Origin of the sequence: Dielma fastidiosa, from assembly GCF_003475485.1 — a bacterium.
Taxonomy (GTDB): Bacteria; Bacillota_I; Bacilli_A; order Erysipelotrichales; family Erysipelotrichaceae; genus Dielma; species Dielma fastidiosa.
The window spans coordinates 1-20,865 of sequence record NZ_QRQL01000004.1 but is presented as its reverse complement, the minus strand read 5'-3'; the positions used below and the strand labels follow the sequence as shown (position 1 = coordinate 20,865).

3 protein-coding genes are annotated in these 20,865 nt (G+C 42.1%); all 3 read right to left on the bottom strand.

Annotated features, from left to right (window positions below; translation table 11 throughout):
• Positions 1-40: 40 nt before the first annotated feature.
• The gene (locus tag DWZ33_RS09755; RefSeq protein WP_118454675.1) at positions 41-19,144 is read right to left on the bottom strand and encodes an Ig-like domain-containing protein; all 19,104 of its coding nucleotides are present in this window, start codon (positions 19,142-19,144) and stop codon (positions 41-43) included.
• Positions 19,145-19,250: 106 nt separating this feature from the next.
• Entirely contained in the window at positions 19,251-19,685 is a 435-nt protein-coding gene (locus tag DWZ33_RS09750) for a hypothetical protein (protein ID WP_022939328.1), read from the bottom strand.
• Positions 19,686-20,009: 324 nt separating this feature from the next.
• The gene (locus DWZ33_RS09745; protein ID WP_118454674.1) at positions 20,010-20,606 is read right to left on the bottom strand and encodes a type IV toxin-antitoxin system AbiEi family antitoxin domain-containing protein; all 597 of its coding nucleotides are present in this window, start codon (positions 20,604-20,606) and stop codon (positions 20,010-20,012) included.
• Between the last annotated feature and the right edge of the window lie 259 nt (positions 20,607-20,865).

Genomic DNA, 20,865 nt, shown 5'->3' with positions numbered 1-20,865 from the left:
TGCTATTATATTCTTTACTTTATTTTTCATATTTTTGTCCTTAATTTGTTGAATTCATCAAATTGATTAAATATGCTATATCTTGAGAATCAATAGTGCCGTCATCATTGAGATCGCCCTCTTGTTGATATAGCTTAACAATAACTTTATAAGTTGTTGATTTTGTAGAATCTGATTTATCAGATACTTTAAAATTCACTGATCTACTTGTAAATTTATATGTAGATACTCCACTTTCTTGTAAAATTGTGCCTCGATAAACGGCATAATTTGAATCAACATTAAAGTAAATTAAGCTTTGTTCAGACATATAATTCAAGCCTTTTCCCAAACGTATAGTTATTGTTAAATTCTCATTATCAATTTTTCCATAATAAATATTGCCGTCAGATGCAGTTATACCAAATTGATTAATCATTGGCATATCCATATCTTCAATCGCCATTACTCGATAGGATTTTGTTCTTCCATTACCAATCAAGAGATAATCGATACCTTGACTGAAATCATGAACGCTAACTCCTGATATCTGTACCTGTGTTCCCACAAAGACCATCTGTGCATATTGATTTAAAGTAAATTCTGGTTTCAACGTGCTCATGTCAGTTCCCGGTTTTACCTTAATTGTGATAGTTCCGCTTACATGATCGATCACAATGCCTGTAACATTTGGATCATTTAATACAAAGGTCTCGAACTGCGGTAGATTCATTTCTTCATACAGTTTCAGTTGATAAGCATTTTCAGTACCATTTTCGTCTTCTAAGCGAAGAACTTTTATATCGCTCAAGCTTGTGAAGAACAGCGGACTGCCCGATTCAAAAACTTCTCCATTCATCATAAGGCTTACGCCCTCAGCAACTTTGAAATCAAATACAAATGGCTCAGAAAAATTGATTTCCTTATCCGTTACATCAAAACCGATCACACCGGTTTCTGAATCAATGCTGCCGGTAAGGATTATATCTCCCTGTGTCAGAGTTATTTGTCCTACAAACTGCGGACCATAATCGATCTCCGCCTGCAAGGTATAGATTTCCTTGTTGCCGTCCAGTTCTACTACGATCAGCCTTGGTCTGCTCACATCGATGAGGGTGCCGCTGACGGTCTCCTCATGATCGACATACACCTTTGCCCGGCTGTCGCTCAACTGGAATTCTGCCCTTACCTGACTCAGATCCGTTCCCTTCGCGAACGTGAACTTCAATTCATTCTGCTCGTTCGGTTCCGCCTCTGTGCCATTCAGGATGACTTTCTCTATCTTCGCGCTGCCGCTCGCCTGGCTGACGATCAATGTGTATTCTTTGCTCTTCTCATCATTTTTGATCGTCACTTCTAAAGCCTTCTCTTCGCCGAAGACTCTGCTGCCGCCATTGCTGATCGTCGTTTCTCCGATCATCAGCTCTCCCGGCTCACTGCTCGTATATTCCACTTTCAGTGCTTCGCTCAGATCTCTGCCGTATGGCAGGATGACTTCGATGATCCGGCCTTCGATCTTACACTCGATGCCGCCGATCTTCATGCCCGTCAATATCAGTTCACTTTCCGGTTCCGTCTCTTCAAACATCAAGGTGTAGGTATAGCTTCTTCCATTTCCATCGGTGATGGTCAGTGTCTGCGTTCCGTTTTCGAATTGGATCGTCGTTTCATAGCTGACGCCCTGCGGATCGAGCGCTGACGTTTCCGCTGTCACAGTGAATCCCGCTGACAGATCGGCTTGGCCTTTCAATGCACTGAAGCGAATCGTATCCTGCTGCGCATCGATGATGCCGCTGTAATGTTTTCCATTTTGGCTCAGTGTCATCGTCTGCACGGCCGGTCCGATATCGACGAGGATCTGATAGGTCACACTGACACCGTTCTTGCCGATCACCGTCATCGTCTGTCCGTTTCGATAATCGTTTTCACTCTCGCCGCTGACCTGCACTCCCTGCGGACCGATCAGTTCCAGCGCATCGCTCATCGTGAATTCTGCGATCAGCCGGCTTCGGTCTTCACGCTTGTCCAGTTTGACGATGACCTTCTTCGCCTCTTCATCGATCTCTCCCTCTACGCCGTTCAATTTGAACGTCTTCAGGGCTCCGTTGACGGATGGGATCGTTTCATTCAATACCAGTACCGTATAGAGGGTATGACTGCCTTCCGGATCGATCACTTCGTAAGCTACTGCCTCCTGATAATCGTTCACACTGATGCCGCTTTGCTGTTCGATGCCGCCGACGTTGACTTTGCCTTCGCCGCTCAGCGTATATCGTGCTACTAAGGAACGTTTATCGTGCAGTAACGGAACCGTCACGAGGATCGTTTTCTGTGTCGCGTCGATCACCGTCTTCGTCGATACCGCTTCGCCTTTCTCGTTCCATAACGTGAATTCCTTGAAGAGCAATGGCTGGGCCGGTGCTTTGCTGACGATGATCCGCAGCGTATCCTTCTTGCTCAGATCATCGGTCGCTACCACCGTCACATCGACACTGCCTTCGCTGAGTCCTTTCATGATATAGACTCCCGAACTGCTCTTTTCGATACTGAGGATGCCTTCCTTGCTGGTCGTGAATAAGACTTGATCGATCTGTGATTCAGGATCGAGGCTGACTCTCAGTTCTGCACGCTCGCCGATCATCAATTCCTGAGTCTCGGCTTTCAATTTTATACTGCGGATCACCACTTCTTCTTTGCCGCTGTTGGTGATCACACATGGGATGCTTGCTTGTATCTTACCGTCCAGCGTTGTCGCGGTGAGTGTGACACTGCCTGTTTTATAAGCCGTGACGATCGCTGAATTGCTTCCCTGTACGGATGCGATTGCCGGATCACTGCTGGTCCAGTTCACATACTGTACTGCCGTTTCCGGTAATACATGGGCCGTAAGCATCGCCTGCGGGGCGGTAAGATCCAATTTCAGAAGATCGAGGATCTGTCCCTGATCATCGAAGATCTCGATCTTTTCTGCCGCGTCTGATTGGGACGGCGCTGGGATCAGAGTCAGTAAACATTCTCTTGTGATCTCGTTTCCGTTGACCGTCACGCTCAGAGTCAGCACGACATTCTTTACTTGAGTCGTCATAGTCTGGATGGTGACGGCCGCTTCATCCGCATTCGTGAGCGTTACCGTATCGTCTTTACAGCTCCATTGATAGGTAGCTTCCAGGATCGATGTCGCGCTCACACTGCCAGCCGTACCTGCCACGATGACCAAGCTGTTCTTATCCAGCGTGACTTCCGGTTCCGGTTCAGGCATGACTTTTACGAAGATCTTGCGCACGACACTGCTCGCTGCATCGTTTGGCTGGATCGTGATGACCGCGATCCCTTCGCTGATCGCTTCGATCGTCGTGCCGTTGACCGTCGCGATGGTTTCGTCACTGCTGGTCACGGTCAAGTTCTTATCTGCCGCGTCTTCATTCACATGGATCGTGAGTTTCTGACTCTCGTTCACGCTCAGCTCGAGATAATCACGATTGCCTAATTCATCGATCGTGATCGTGGTCACCGGGATCGTTTCCGTTTCCGTTACCGTGATCGTCTGTGTGATCATTTGATCCTGTACCATCAAGTAGATGACGGCCGTACCCTTCGCCAAGGCTTCGATCTCAGCGCTGGCCGTGTCATCGTTTTTAGCGCTGACTGTGATCACTTCAGGATTGCTGCTGCTCCAAACTGGTTTGAAGCTTGTTTCCTCACCGGTACCCGTGATCACTGCCTTCAATTCACCGATCTCTCCCTTTAATAAGGTGCTGATCTCATTTTCCCAGCTCAGGGATGTGATGCCTGATCGTTCCATGACGGTGATCGTCACCGCATCATAAATCGATTCGTTTTCTAAGCTGGTCACGGTGATCGTTGCTTCACCGGCACCCACTGCTTCGATCAGACCGGTCGCTGCCTCAACGCGGATCACCTCCGGCTGATCACTTTCCCAGCGGACAGCTTTATTCGTCGTATCCGATGGGTCAAAGCTGACTGTCAAGTATTCTTTATCATCGATCTGCATCGTTGTCACGGCGGTATCGATGCGGATCTTTTCTGCTTCGATATCCTGCGGTGTGTCTTCGATTGCATAAACGAAGATCGTGAAGGAGGCTTCGATGGCCCCGCAGCTTGCGATGATCTCGGTGCTGCCGCTGCCTACGGCCGTAACCAGACCTTCCTCACTGACTTCCGCGATCGTTTCGTCTTCACTACGCCATGTCAGTGAATCGATCACGGCTGAAGCCGGCTGTGCCAATGCATACAGCTGAGTGGCTGAGCGCTGTTCATCGTTCAAGACCAGAACATCGTTGCCGATCAGCTGCAGACTGCTCAATCCCTCATCCTTCACACTGAGATGGATCGGATTACTGATGATGCCTTCTTCATTGACTGCCTGCAGAGTCACTTCACCGGCTTTCAATCCGACTGCCGTATAGCCGCTGCCTTTTCGGCTGATCAGCACGGCGGTTCCGTCACCGTCAAGGACCTGCCATTCCAAAATCGTATTCGTTGCATTTTCAGGTGTGAATGCCACCTGGATCTTTTGTTCTTCATCCACATTCAAGAGCATCGATACCGGCTCCAGCGTAATGCTTTCAGCCGCGATCTCACTCAATAAGACGACGCATTGTGCCTGGACGTCACCGCTGCTTGCGGTTACGATCGCATAATTGTCATTGCGAACATCGACGCCCGGCTGCGGCCGCACGATCACGGAAGCTCCTTCATTGCTGCTCAAGCTGATCAGATCACTGCGGTCCGTCTGCCATGTGATCGTACCTTCCGCGGTGATTGGCAGAAGTGAGGCCCGCAGTAAGGTTCCTTCTTGATCCTTTGCACTTAAGCGGATGAAATTACTGCTCAGCTCGATGCCGCTGATCGTACTTGGCATCGGTGTGATCATGATGCTTGCCTTCGTACCGCTGCCATCCATCGCTTCCGCGGTGATCATGACCGGTGTGCCAGTTCCTTTTCTGACTTGCAGGACGCCCACACTGCTGTTCTTATTGACGACATGGATCAAGGCTTCGTCACTGCTCGTCCACTTCAGGATCTTATTGCCTGCATCCTCCGGTGAGACGTCTGCCTGAATCAGGAAGGTCTGACCGGCTTCTACCTGTGCCGCTACGCTGCTCAGATCGATCGATGTGATCTTGATGTCCCCGTTGACGACCTTCACCGTACAGCTTGCTTCATATTCAGAGACCTTTGCCGTAATGACTGCCTGGCCGCTCTTCAATGCCGTGATGGTTCCCTCACTATCCACCTTGACGATGGCAGGATCACTGCTCGTCCAATGGATCTCACCCAGTTCACTGCCTTCATTGGCAAGGACGTGCAGCTGTTCATGGCTGCCTTTGATCATCAGCAGGCTCGTCTTATCGATCGTGATGCCGCTGAGATCAGCCGGTTCGATCCGCAGATGGATCTCTGCTTTGATGCCGCCGTCATCACTGACTGCCTGAATCGTTGCTGATCCGGTGCTCAGGGCCTTGATCGTACCGTCAAGACTGATCGATGCAATCGTCGGATCACTGCTTGACCATGTAACGTGCTGATTGGTGGCCAGTTCATCACCGGCATATACCTCAGCGCTCAGCTGCAACGTTTGATGGACCTTCAAGACTGCCGGCCGGTCACTGCTTCCGTCTTCGATGCCAAGGATCTTAACGGTATCCGCATTGTTCTTGATGATGAACACGCTGACCTCTGCACGCAGGGAAGCATCGGCTTCACTTTCTGCGATCAGGACGGCCGAAGCTCCCACCGGCGCGTCTGCTTTTACTTTTACTTGAACGGCTGAGCCTTCGAGCATTTCTAGTTCAAGGAATTGCTCACTTCCCGGCTGCAGCGTCCATTTTACTTTCTGTGAAGCTGAATCAGGCTGAATCAATGCACTGACCGTACTGCTCTCACCCGGTTTCAGACTTAACGTCTGCGGTGAAACGCTCAGTGAATCCACCTTGCTTTCAACGATCATCAGACGAACCGTCCGTGTGAACTGATCCGCATAGATGAACTGAACGCTCTGCATTTCATTCAGGTTCAGATTCAATGAACCGCTGTGAGTCAGAGTATCCGGAGTCCATTCCAGAATGAATGGCTGATCATAATCGATCTGAACAAGGGCTGGAACGGTAAACACATAGCATTCCCGTTCGATATCCCATTGTCCTTCCAGACTGTTTTCTCCCTGTTTCAGCTTGATGCTTGTCAGCTCAGGGCCGGTATCTACCTTCACCGTGTAGCTGATACTCTTCTTATTCTTACCAAATAAAATATACGTTAACGGCTTACTGAAATCATTGACACTTTCACCGCTGATCTGCTCACCATTGGCCGTCGTTACAGAAAGTACGTTCTCTGCTTCAAATACAGCGACTAACTGAGTCAAATCAGTCGTTTCATCGACCTTCACCGTGATCGTGTTTCCTTCAATGACCGTTTCACATGGCTCAACACCCTTAAAGGTGAAAGACTTCATCACTGCATCCTTATCCGGAATTGCTTCATCGACAACCAGAACCATGTAATCTTTTGTATTCTCTTCATTTTCTTTATCTTTCACAACATAAGTCAATGTATTCGTATAATCATTAACCGTAACCCCGCTTGATTGCGGAACATTGGCAACTAATACATCGGCTTTATTCATATCGGCTTCACTGCCTTTATAAGACAAGCCAAATCTAGCAATCAAGGCTGATTTATCCGTCAGCAGCGGCACTGTGACAATGATCTTACCGCTGAGCGAATCAATTTCTGTATGTGTAGATATCACTCTGCCTTGCCTATCTAATAATTCAAACTGATTAATCAGATAAGGCAGAAGGGCTGGTTTGACAACCGTAATATCAGCGGTAACCATTTTATCCGGGGCTGTCGGCGACATTGCAATAATTGTTGCTTTACCTTCTTTTAACCCCATAATCTTGATTTTTCCAGTTTCATCTACAGCCACGGAAGCAATATCCGGATTGCTTGACTTAAATTGAACTTTGGCTTTTTCACTTTCATTCTTGTCAGAAGGATCAGCATTCAGTACCAAGAAGCCCTCAGTGACTGCACCTACTTCGATCTGTCCGTCATTTAAAGTGAAATCAAGACTTTCAATAACTACCTTTCTTACCGTAACCTTGAGCGTTTTTGTAAATCCGCCCTTAGCGCTGGTCATTGTAATATCGGCAGTACCTGGCTGATAAGCTTTTAATACTGCGCCTGATGCATTGCCGGTGACGGAAACGATTTCCGGTGCTGAGGTTGTCCAGTTTACATAAGCTGTTCCTTCACCATCCGCAATGATCTTGATGCCGATTTGTTCCTCACAGCCTTGATCATCAAGGATCATCGTTAATGCGTCATCAACAATAAGATCACTTGTCCACTGAATATCCGTGATTGAAGCAATAGCTTCCATGATGTGAACAGTACAGCTTTGTGTCAGTACCTTATCTTCATTGCCAGCCTCACTGATTGTCGCTTTCAGATTCACAATAACATTTGTTTCCTGACTGACTGAATTAGCTGTCAAATGTACAGATTCTGGATTTTCCGATGCAGAATCGAGGGTAATCGGCGCCTCAGTTAAAGGATTGCCATCCAGATCACTGATACTCCATTCATACTTGATGCTGGCCTGTTCGGTTAAGGAAGGAGTTAATAAAGCAACCAGCATCGCATCGCTGCCGCCTTCCATGGTAATTTCAGTTTTGTTTAAGCTGATCTTATATTCCGGAATTTCGTTGACCTGAATGACCAATGTCTTTGAAACACGGCTCTCAGTATCTGCCGGACTAATCGTAATCATTGCGACACCTGGACTGAGTGCATGAATCAAGCCATTCTCATCAACACTTGCGATCGTATCCTCAGAAGTGCTGAAGATTAGGTTAGGATTGCTTGCTGCTTCATCCGCTTCAGCGATTACTTGTAAGGTTGTACCCTGCTTCATTTCAAGGATACCGCTCAAATCGTTTCCTAATTCATCCTTTACCGAAATGCTTGTGACTGGTGTTTTAGCTTCAGCGCTGACGATAACGTTGGCAAAAGCTGTCGTGCCGTTTACAGTAAGCATGATCACGGCTGTTCCTGCTTTGCCGAATGTTTCGATACTGGCCTGCAGCGGATCTTCCATCGGTGTAACCTTAACGATTGTTGGATCGCTGCTTTCCCATTGAATGCTTAAATCTTCTTTATTTCCCGTGTATGAAGCATAAGCGGTCATGATTTGCTTTTTATTGAAAGCCAGTGAGGTTGCTGATGGGTCAAGGGAAAGACTCTTGATTAGACCGGCCTGTTCATGGATTGTTACCGGAATCGAAGCCAGCACACTGATGGTCAGATCCTCTTCTCCTTCAATCTCTGAAGGAATTTGTTTCGTATACTTGCTGAGTGCTGTGATCGTGATCGGTTTTGGACTAACTGCTTTAGCAGTGATCACACCGGTACGCGGATCAATAGTCAGATAGTCGCCTGTTTCATCACTGCAGCTCCAGATGATTTCTGAAGCCTTTGGATCAGAAACAAGCGTTCCGTGATTATAGAAAGCAACGCCCAGCTGTTTTATTTCACTGCTGATCATTTCCAATGAATCGATCTCGATTCCATCAGGCAGTTTTTTAATGCGAATCTCATCCACTGAGTCTGTAATTTCAGGCGGTGTCATACTTGAAGTAACAGTTATTTCAAGCTGAGCGCTTATACCATTACCCGTTGACACCTGAATCACGGCGCGTCCTTCTTTTATACCTTTTAATACGCCCTCCTGAATGATTTGGACGATATGATTTTTTAATTCAGGATTTTCATCCTTATCATCAGGAACGTACTCTGAGCCGTCCGGATTCATTTCCTCGATCACTTGCCAGCTGACATCGCTGATTAAAGCATCATATGGTACTGCCAATAAGGAATAATGAGCCGAATTATCAACTAACAATTCAGTAGGTCCGATAATTTCAATGGATACCAGAGGATCTTCTTGAATTGTGATCTTACATAGATTACTGATTATTTCAGTATTTGCTTTCGCTCTGGCTCTGATCGTTACTTCTTTTGTGTTCATGGCTTCCGGAAGCGGCTGTGCTTTGACTGTATAAATACCGTTCATAGTGCTAATTTGGACAGCACTTGAACTATTTACTTCTTCATACATGCCGTTGCCTGTCTCATCAATTTCCCAAATCAATTCAGTATTGGTGGTTTCTGCCGGTTTGATCTGTATCGGCAGTTCCTTTTCATCACCTTCAATAATTGTGATGGAAGATTTTCCTAACTGAATGGCTTCCAGTTTGACTTCAGTAATCAATACAACACATTGTGCGCTCTTGCCATTGGATGTTTTTGCCGTAATGATCGCATAACTGTTTTCACCAGGTACGACACCGGCGGCAGGACGGATATGAGCGCTGCTGCCATTCGCTGTTAGTTCAATAATATTTTGTTTATCAACCGTCCATGTAACTGTTTTATCAGCGACACTTTCAGGTGTGATTGTTGCGATTATGTCAAAACCGGTCATATCTTTTGAGCCGAGTTTGACGAAGCTGTTGTTCAGTGTCAGACCGCTGGCAGTAATTCCAGTTGTCTTCAATGTGTACTGAGCACTGACCTGACTGCCATCGCAAGCTTCAGCGGTGATAATGACGTTCCCTGCTTCTTTATTAATTTTAAAGCGGCCGACGCTGGATGTTTCATCAAGTACCGTTACTGCATTGTTATCAGAAACATGCCATTTTAAAGTTTTATTAGTTGCTTCATTACCATCTGTACCTTGTATAGAAGCGGTTATCAGAACTGTTTCACCGACTTCACCGCTGGCTGGTCCGCTTAACTCAATCGATTGAATCAGAACTTCGTTATTGACAACGCGAACAGCGGCTGATGCCTGTTTATTGCCGGCGGTGACGGTGATGACCGCGCTGCCCGGCGCTTTGGCGATCAGCTGGACTGTCTTTCCTGATCCCTTGATTTCCACAATGGATGGTTCACTGCTTTCCCAAAGGAAATCTGTAATACCGCTGCCTTCATTTACAATCGCGGTCAATTCTTTTTCATTGCCCTTGATCATCGTAATAGAGGTTTCACTTAGCTTTAATTCTTTCAGACTTGCGGCAGTGACCGTTACGGTACATACTGCGCTGAAGCCGCCATCGGCAGAAGTTACTGTGATTTTAGCCGTACCTGCACGATGCGGAGTCACGGTCCCGAAAGCATCAACGCTGGCAATTTCAGGATAATCGCTGCTCCAAGTAACATTTTGATTCGTCGCTTTTAAACCATTGGCACCATATACTGTTGCCCGCAGCTGTTGAGTATCACCCTCAGCCACCATGGTAATCGCTGTGCGATTAGGCGTCACGGCGGTTGCTTTCACATTACCGATGAATACCTGCAGTTCTCTGCGCAGCGGATTGCCGTCGATATCCAAGGCTTCACTTTCTGCGACGACGGTAATTGTCTGACCGGCAATAGCATTTTCATTTGCTTTGATCTTAACCGGTCCTTCAATGGCGCCATTCAATGCCGTGCCCTGCAGATCCGTAAAGATGATTTGACTGTCAGGACTTGACCATTTTATCTTTTGTGATACCTTGCCAATCGGATTTACACTTGCGGTAATATTTTGACTGACACCCGGCATCAAGGTGAGGGAAAGCGCGTCGAAGCTGATCGAACGTGCAACCGCTTCTTGAATAACGACTTCCCGTTCAATACTTAATGTTTCAATCGTTCCATGATCATTCTTACCTCCAACACTGCAGCGGATCGTAGCCGTACCAGCTTTTAATGCGGTCAGCTTGCCGTCATGAATACTGGCCAAGGCTTCTTCACCTTCCGGCGTTACAACTTCCCACTCAAAATTGCGGGCGCTGGCATGAGTCGGCAGGTATGAAGCAATCAGATTCAGATCATCACCGACCCGCACGATTGTATCGGCAAGCGGCAGACCTGCACTGGTTAAAATCTCATCAATCGATTCGACATAAATGACCTGATCGCTGACTTTGATTGTGATTTTGATCGGTTTAGCCTGCAATGCTTCGTCTAATCGGCTGTCAACTTCAGGAGTGATCGTGATTTCTGTATCACCTAATACGTTTTTACCTTCACCCTTTACAAAGGTGATTCTACCCATTGAATCTACACTGGCAACAGCAGGGTTGCTGGAAGTAAAGATCAATTTCTTATTCGTTGTTTCAGCGGGTTCGAAATTAACTGTTAATTGTAAGTAATCGATATTCTGATCGACACCGATTTCCTTTGATCCCTCAAGAATGGAGATGGAAGTCGGATAAATCTCAACAATATTGATACGGGCATTGGCGATGATTGTCCCATCTTCAAGGCTGGTTGCTGTAACACGAATTTCACCTGGTGTTTTTAATGTCAGATAACCATTCTCGTCAATTTCTGCCAGAGGTGTCTGAAGCGTATCGTCAACATTTTCAACTCGCCATGTAACTGAAGGATTCGTTGCTGCCTCCGGGGTTGGTTTAGCTTTTAATTTGATGATGCTGCCTTTACCTAAATCCGTTGGTACTTCTTCAGAATATGCCTCATTCGTTTCAGTATTGATAATCGTTAAGCTTTCTACTTTTGTCCAAGCAACCATGACCGTTACCGTATCCATCACATTGCTGTCTTTACCGATACCGGATGTCAGTGTAATCTGCGCTAAATCGCCGATCTTTGCTTGATCACTTATTTTTACCTTTGTTTGTCCATCTTCTTCAATGATCATAAAACGCGTCGGATCACTGCTTTCATAATGGAGCTGGGCATCTTCTGCCAATACCAGCGAAGGTGTAACTTCTGCTTTCAAATCAATAGATGAACCAATTTGTCCGCTTAAGTATCCCTGTCCTTCCGGCAGGATGATTTTAACCGAGTCAACGACTGCTGGTACGACTTCAATAGCAAATACCGCTGTCATATCGGTACCGTCCATTGCCGCGGCTGTTACCTGATAACTGCCTAAGGCACTGACTGTCACAGTTCCTGTTTCACTGATAACAGCATCGCTGGTATCTTCATAACTCTCGTCAACTTTTTTCTTGATTGACCAGCTTATCCGCTGATCCGTTGCGTCATCATTCACAAAACCTTTTAATTTTTGCGTTGGATGCGCTAGATCCATCGTATTATTTCCTTCGATTTGAATTGATGTGACTGGGTTGCCGACAGTAAATTGCAGCATTCCTTTCACACCTTCCGCTGTTTGCGCACTCACCTCGGCAGTCCCTGCTTTCAACGCGGTGATTTTTGCCAGTTTATCATTTTCACTGTCGACCTGAATGGCAATGACACTTGGATCACTGCTGTTCCATGTCAGGGCTTCATCGATTGGCTGCAGCGCGGCTTGTAGGTCAACGCTGTCACCAACCTTTAATTGCGTTGTATGTTCAGGATCGATGAAGGATAACACGACGCTTGTGGTTAAAGCCTGAACTTCTATTTTTGCCTGAGCTATCTGTCCGTCCTGAGAGGTTGCGGTTATGACTGCACGGCCAGGGATCTTCGCTGTGATCTTGCCATTTTCATCAATGGCTGCCACACTTGGCTGACTGCTTGACCAGTCAACGATGGAGTTGATATTTTCACCGGTGATCGTTGCATTCAGTACAGCTGTTTCATTTGTTTTTAAAATTAATTGATCTTGATTCAATGTGATTTTGGATTTTGGTCCTAATTCTGGTGTACTGTCATTTACACGCCATGTGAGGTAGTCATCACTGTTTGGCTGAGCCTTGACCCAGTCATTGAGTTTGTTGACCAGATTTGGTGTCTGTGTGATGTTGTTTTTGATTACAGATGAAGACATACCTATAATATTAGTTTCTGAAATAGTTGAATTTCCTGTATATGCTACTTTGCCATCATCGTTATCATAATAACAATTTTCTAATTTTGTATTTCCATTAATTGAACCAATGATTCCCTTAACTGTTTTAGCCTCTGTATTTGTATTTTTTGATGATGTTACCGAATAGCAATTTCGAATAATTTTCAATACTGCTCCATCTGTTCGGCCAACCAATCCACCAACATTTACATTCGTATTCACGAACACTACATTATTACTGTAACAGTTTTCCATCAAATGACTATCACCAGTTACACTTCCCCAGTAACCAATAATAGCACCCGTATGTGTACCATTTACAAGCGTTGTATTGCTGACAGAACTATTTGTTATTTTCAGATATTTACCAGCGCCATTACTTACTTCTGCAAGTAATCCGCCTGTACTGTTAGGATAACCTTCAACATAAGCGTTATCAACTGAACAATTATCAATTTCAGCCCTGCCATATACGATCCCTATCATTCCTGAAGGAAGTGTTACTCTGCTGCTTGAAGGACCATATACCTGAACATTGGACACATGAACATTGCTGATTATATAAGTTGTATCATTACCATAAACATTACTTACTAATGTACCATATCCAACCTGATCCGTTCCTGCGACATTAAATTTATCCAGCTTAATATTCACATCAGTGAGGTATAAATCGTGAATCTCTCCATTTTTAACTAAACCAAACAACCCTACCATTGTAGTATCGCTTAAAGATGTAATTGTTAAATTTTTAATTGTATGGTTATTGCCATAAAATTTACCCATAAAATTACCATATTCAAGGCTCCCGATCGGTGTCCAGTTTTTATTACCTAAATCAAGATCACTATCCAGATAAATACTGATACCTTCATAAGTAATACCTGCCTTTGTTTGCTGGGCAATATAAGCTAATTGTTTTGGATTTACAATATGTATTACATTATTTACAGGTTCAATTTTCTCAGCAGAACCATCCCATGCTATGCCAAAATCATGTTTAGATTTTATATTTAATGTAATCACATCATAGATATTTGGATTATTAATTGATTCAGCTCGAACAGTTATGCTTCCTGCAACCGAGCCAGTATCTAATAATCCTTTATCACTTAAAATGGCTTGGGTATTTACATTATTGATAATCGACCACTTAATCTGATTTGGATCTGCATCTAAAGGCAAAATGGAAGCTGACAATGAATATACTTTATTTGTCTCTATCTCTTCTTCTAATACTGTTATTTTTATACTTGTAATTTCAGGCTTAGGCTGCATTACTATCAACGTAGAGGTAGAAGAAGGATATTTGCTGTCAAGAGGTGTCATCGTTATAATGGCAACATAGGTATTAGTGAATTCATTACTAATTTTCACCAGACCATTGTTATCTACCTGTACTTTCGGGTTATTACTTGTATATTTAACAGCAACATCAGATGCACCAAAAGGTAAAATCTCTTTTTCTAATTGCAATGTCTCACCAGGATAAACTTCCTTAACAACAGGTAAAACTTTAATGCTTTCAACATCAGGCAATCCAAAATAAGGATAACCTTCTTTTTGTATTGTCCATGTATTAAATTTTTCTACAGAATTACTCACCCATGTATTTAATTTATTAATTAAATTATCAGCCGATGAAGAAGGACTTTTCATAACATCCGTTGTCATGCCCTCAACATTATTTCGTGTGACTTTACCCTCTTCTTTCATATCAATAGTTAAACCAGATGTTTGAGAATTATAGTAGACATTATTTAATTTTAAATCTTGAGATTTCTCAATACCTACAAGATTACCGGCTATTAGTTTCTTGTCTACTGAATTATTAACTTTCAATACCGAATATACATTTTCAATTAAAACTGGATATTTAGTTTGAATGATACCAGAAATAGCTCCAACATAAGATGTATTAATTAAATATTTATTTGTAGTATTATATATTACTTCTGCATAACAATTCTTAATTATAGCCGTTCTATTACTGCTATCTGATTGGTTAATATAGCCAACCAGACCCCCAATATAACAGCCGTCCTGCATCGTTACATTTTTAGCAAAACAATTTTTCATACTGAAATAAGTTGATGCGCCAGTTACTTCACCGATAATACCACCGAGACTATTCGTTTTTCCTATCACTGTAGAATTTTCTACTGAACAGTTATCAATATTCACATTGATAACATCACCGCCTAATCCGCCGATCATTGGTGTATTAACCTCAGTATCGTCAGCTTTAACATAAGCATTTTTTACTTTTATATTTGTTATATTGCTGTCATATGCATAAGCGAATAAGGAACCAGCTCCAAAATTATTGATTCCGCTAACTTCATCTAAATTCATATTTACAGTGTCAAGAATTAAATTTTTTATTTCAGCATTTCGTACCACACCAAATAAGCCAAACTGATTGATACCAGGGCTAGCACCAATAGAAATATTTTTAATAGTATGTCCTCTGCCATCGAAATTACCCTTGAAGATTAAAATAGGCATCCAATTTTGGTTATTTAAATCAATATCATTTTGTAATATTAATGTTTTTCCTTCAAACCAATTGTACCTATCTTCGTAGGCTTGCTGCGCAATCCATGCTAACTCACTTGGTTTTGTGATATAAATATAATTTCCATCACTATCCGGTTCATCAACCGTAACTCCATCCCATTTGGTTCCTGACTTTATAGTAATGATTCGTTCCGCAATTACGCCATCCAATATTGCCTGAACCGTAAACGTTCCGGCTTTATAGGCTTTTAATGTACCATCAGCTGATACTTCTGCGAAATCATTGATTTTTTTAACTTTAAAATATAGACCGCTTGTATCAACAGACTCTGGTTCAACTTCTGCTTTTAGCTTAACTGTATCACCAACTTTGATTACCCCAGGGTCCTTGATCGTCAGACTCTGTACTGCTGCTTCATCCTCTAATACGACTATCTGCGCAGTATCTCGGCATATCTCTGCACCTTTTTCCTTTACGATCATTTCAATAATTGCACTTTGATGTGTAATGGCACTGTCACTAACTGTAACTCGTCCAAATTGATCAACACTGATCGTGTCATTGCCGCTTAGTACATGCCATTCATAGCTGAGATCCTTTCCTGCTACGTATGGACGCATGACTGGCTCTAGCATAACACTTTCATTTCTTCGCATTTGGATATAATCTTTCTTTAATACGACTGTAAATGATTCAGAATCACTTAATTGCGGATAACCCTCTGTTCCATTAATCCACATACTGCCATTTTCAGGAAGATTTTCATTTAAATCATTCACTAATGCTTTTTCTTCACTTGAAGCTGCTTTCATATATGCATCAGAGCATCGCTTCATCATATCTTCAAGTGTTGTGGAGTTAATGATGATACTTCCTTGATTGCCGACGCTTTTCTTATTTTCAACAGCTATTTCACCGCTTGCATTTTCGAAGCGCTTTTCTTCATTCCATGCATTATTCACAATAGATGTATAGTATCCACTCGTAGGCTGCGCATAACCAATAATGCCGCCAGGACGATTTGCATTTACATGATTGGTTATATCTGAATTTGAATAGTTATTTTCTAATGCGATGTAGGAATTAACCTGACCCACTAAGCCGCCTGTATATACCGTAATTTCTGGATTACTCAGTGTTGAATTGATTACTGAATGCGTATATGAATTCTGAATCGTAAAAGCCGTAGCAGCCGTTGATTCTAAGGAGGAATTATCAGATCCAATGACTGTACCGATGATACCGCCAAGATTGACTAGAGCTGAACTTGATTGGTGAGCAGTAAGTTTACCTTCTGTAAAACTATTGATTACATTTCCATTATAGGCAATTGCTTTACCTATTAAACCGCCACCGATTCTCGATATAATATCACTATTTAACACCGCTGTATGATTCAGGCTGACGTTATACTGTGATAAACCGATTAAGCCACCAGCTGTTCCGGTTGTATTGATGGATACATCAACGGCAGTGACACCATTAATTTCCGAATCCTGTGCCTGTGCGGCTAAAGCACCATTATAAGAATCAGGCAATTCATTTTGAATGGAAATATCTCTGATTGTTAGGTTTTTTATCGCTGCATTATTGATCCAGCCAAACAGACCATTTAGAACGTTTGTACCATCTAATAAAATATGGCTGATTGAATATCCCTGACCATCAAAAACACCGCTGAAATAATTACCGTTGCTTCCAATTGGTGTCCAAACAAATGAGTTATTCTTACCAAGATCAATATTTGTTTCTAATAAGATCTTTTTATCGGCAAAAGTATTGCCGTTGTTTACGCTATCAGCAATCCATTTCAATTCACTGGCCATCGTTATATGATAGGCATCATCATAAAAATCAGGCTGACGGCTCGCAACACCATCCCACTGTGTGTCCTGAATGGTCATTGTGTAACTGTCTCTGATTGATGTGCCTTCTATTTTTGCTACTACTGTAACTTGTCCTGCTTTTAATCCTTTTATTATTCCTGTATCTGAATCGATAGAAGCAATTTCACTTTCAGTTACAAGATTTTCTAAACCGGCAGGATTTAGATCAATGTACCACCTTACAGATGATTTATTTGCATTGATTGGTGTTGTGGTAACACTCAATCGTTTTGTCGTACCCACCAATAAATCACTAGGTGTATTGATTCTTAATGAAGTGATTGCATCTTTTTCTACGATTCTTACCTTAACCGTTTTAGTGATTTCACCATAGGATGCAATTAAATCTACTTCTGTTCCAACGGCGGAGTTATTGGCAGATACAAGTCCATTAGCATCTACACTTACGCCGCTCGTATCAGGTGAAACTCGCCATGTTGGATTGGCTTCACGACTCGCATAATAAGGCAGCAAGGTAGAATGAAGCTGTACACTACCATTTTGATTCACATAAACGATTTCTTGTCCGTTATCAGACAAAACAGGATATATATCGATATCAGTAACTGCCGGTATCGTAAATGCCGGCCATACACCCTCGGCACCTACCCATGGATTATATGTATATCGCTTGCCTTGCGGATCTAACGGCATAATCGTTGTACTTAGAGAATCAATATTAGCGGTTAATGATTTTGCAAAAGATTCATTCTTCATGCTTTCTTCTGTCTTACTCATCATTGTTGACCCATAAGAGCCTGCGTCTTTGCCAATTGCCGGTAATCCATTAGCTGCACTTCCAGAATAAAAGATGTTATCACTACTTAGTTTGTTTGTGTTATTTAAACCAATTACCGCTCCAGTCGTATCTTTACTTGCGACATCATTAATTACTGGGGAAGCAGAGTAGTTATTTTTCATCTCTAAGACAATTGGACTATCAACTAATCCGATTAATCCACCAATTCTTATTTCCCGATCAGCAACAAGATCAGTTGCCGTAATCGTACTAGTTGAATAATTGTTAAAAAGATATAAACTGCCAATTACACTAAAATCTTTAATTCTACTTTCAATATTAGAAATAATTCCACCAGCAATTACAATATTGTCAGTTGGACTCGGATAAGTGAGCTGCAGCTGATTATTAATGGATGCACAGTTAACGATACCACCTGGACCATATTTGCCAAACACTGTTTCATCAGTTATCGGTTCCCAATCGGAAACAATACCACCTATGTTTCTTCCTTGCAGCGTTGAATTTTTCACAGAGCAATTAATAATCCAACTACTGTTGGATAATACACAAGTAATACCGCCAACTGGGGCAAGACTTGTACCGCTTGCCAAGATTTCGGCATTCTCAACATGTACATTGATAACCTTCGACTGTAGTACATCAGCACTGACAATACCCAAATTATGGTAACTAATGTCTGAATCTTTAAATTTAACATTTTTAATTGAGAAGTTCTGAAGTAGACCATTTCGAGTAACACCAAAGAGACCTTCAAATAATCCTTCTTCATTATTTGTTAGCATGAGATTAGTAATTGTTTTACCATTTCCTTCAAAGGTACCCTTAAAAGGCTGTACTCTATCTACTCCTATTGGTTTCCATGGAATAAAATCAAGATCAATGTCATTCTCCAAGATAATAGTTTTACCTTCGAAACTGATACCCTCACGTGTCTGTTGAGCAACCCATGCAAGCTCCTCGCCAGTATAAATATGATATGTATTGCCATCATTTTTTGGCGGTGTTGCACTTACGGTTCCGCTCCACTTCTCTTCTGCGCTGGCTGTTACTTCCGTTGCCTTTACTTCCTGTATGCCTATTTCAGGTATATAAGCTGATAAGCTCACAGCCATACATAGAGCCATTCCGTATTTAAGCGCTTTCATCATTCCCTTTAACATATTTCTCTTCTCCTTTCTCGCCTTATTCTTTCTTGTTTCCTTTGTGCCATATTTCCCTTCCTCTTTCCTCACAAAAAAATCTGAACCATCTAATGTTCAGCTATTTTTACTTATTACTTCGGCTTTGTCTTTCCTCAATCCTTCTACGGGTTGACTCTGCCCATTCATAGCCATACATGTAATCATCTTTGTATGGATATGCCTCTGTGTTTCCTTTAATAAATTCATAATAATCACAGGTTATGCGATTGCGATTGATCTTCACTACCCCATAACCTACATCAAATAGATCATCAATTCCTTCTGCGTTAAAAGCGTCTCTTAACAGACGCAGCGTATACCTGAAGGATCGTTTTAGACTCACATCATTGATGCGGTTCTTCCAAAGTGTAGTGATGATGTCCTTGTTGCTTACAAAGTCTCCTTCATTATCGATGAGATAGGCCAAGAGTTCTTTTGCTTTAAGGTTCTTAAAAAGCAAAGGCTGACCGTCGATAAAAACAGCGAAACGACCAAAGGTTTCGATATAAATAGATTTCATTTTACACCCCTTAATTCTCACCGTCTCAAAATGTATACTTTATAAGACAGCTAGAAAACGACCATAAAATGAGTAAAAAAGATGATAAAATGCAAAAATATGTTTACAAACGACAAAAAACGACCTATAATGAGCATAAACACACTGTCTCATAAAGTATACTTTATGAGACAGTTCTCATTTTGTTCCATTTCTGATGTTCGAATTAGCATCTTTCATACATAACATAATAAAAAAGATAAGAGTCATTCTCCTATCTAATTCATATATCTAAATTCATTCTGATTTGATCCGTAAAACTACATTGAATGTCCAATATCAATTTTATTCAATACTTTTATGTAATCTTTTTATTAATATACAAAGTCTTTTCATATTTGTTGAATGATAATGTTTAGATAACTCGATGATAGTAACAGTATTCAATTTCATTAAATCACTATCATCAATTCTAAGACTATCATTCAACAACAAATGTAATTCTTCTACATTTGAGGCTGGCGGTAAAGTATAAAGAATATCACATACTGCTTTTTCAGGTGAAGCAATTCGATAATAATAGGCGTCTTCTTTCATTATTTTCAAACCTAGGGGAAAAACTTCTGAGGGTACATCCCGATAGGTAAATGTTCCAAACATAGTTTCATATTTTTTAGACTTTTTCTTTTCAAAAGTTGCGGAAGTTACCGTATAAACTGCTTCTGGGATCAAACCATAAAAGCTAAGAGCATATTCAAATGAAATATAAGATGGACCATAAATACTGCCTGCAAGCAAAAAACCTGGTGTACTCTTTTCAGTTTCATATAATCCCTTAATGATAGGGAAAATCTCACCCTTTTTTACCATACGGGACAATTTTGTGCGTGGACTTGCATAAATGCTAAGTTCATTGATAATCATATCTGTAGTTTTTATCATATTTTCACCTTATAATACAATATTATGCAATTATCTGGTGAAAATCAATCATTTTCACAGAGATAACTCCTATTTTGAAGACAGCATAATTAAACTATAATTATGTTTCATCTAGTAAAAAGAACTATGATCCTTTTTACAAATGAAAATTTCACCAAACACAATCACTAATCAAGAAAATGATTTCCTTCATCAATAAATTCAGGAAATCATGCCATCAATGATGACACCCAGCTGCCTTTCTCGCGGCGCTGTTCCT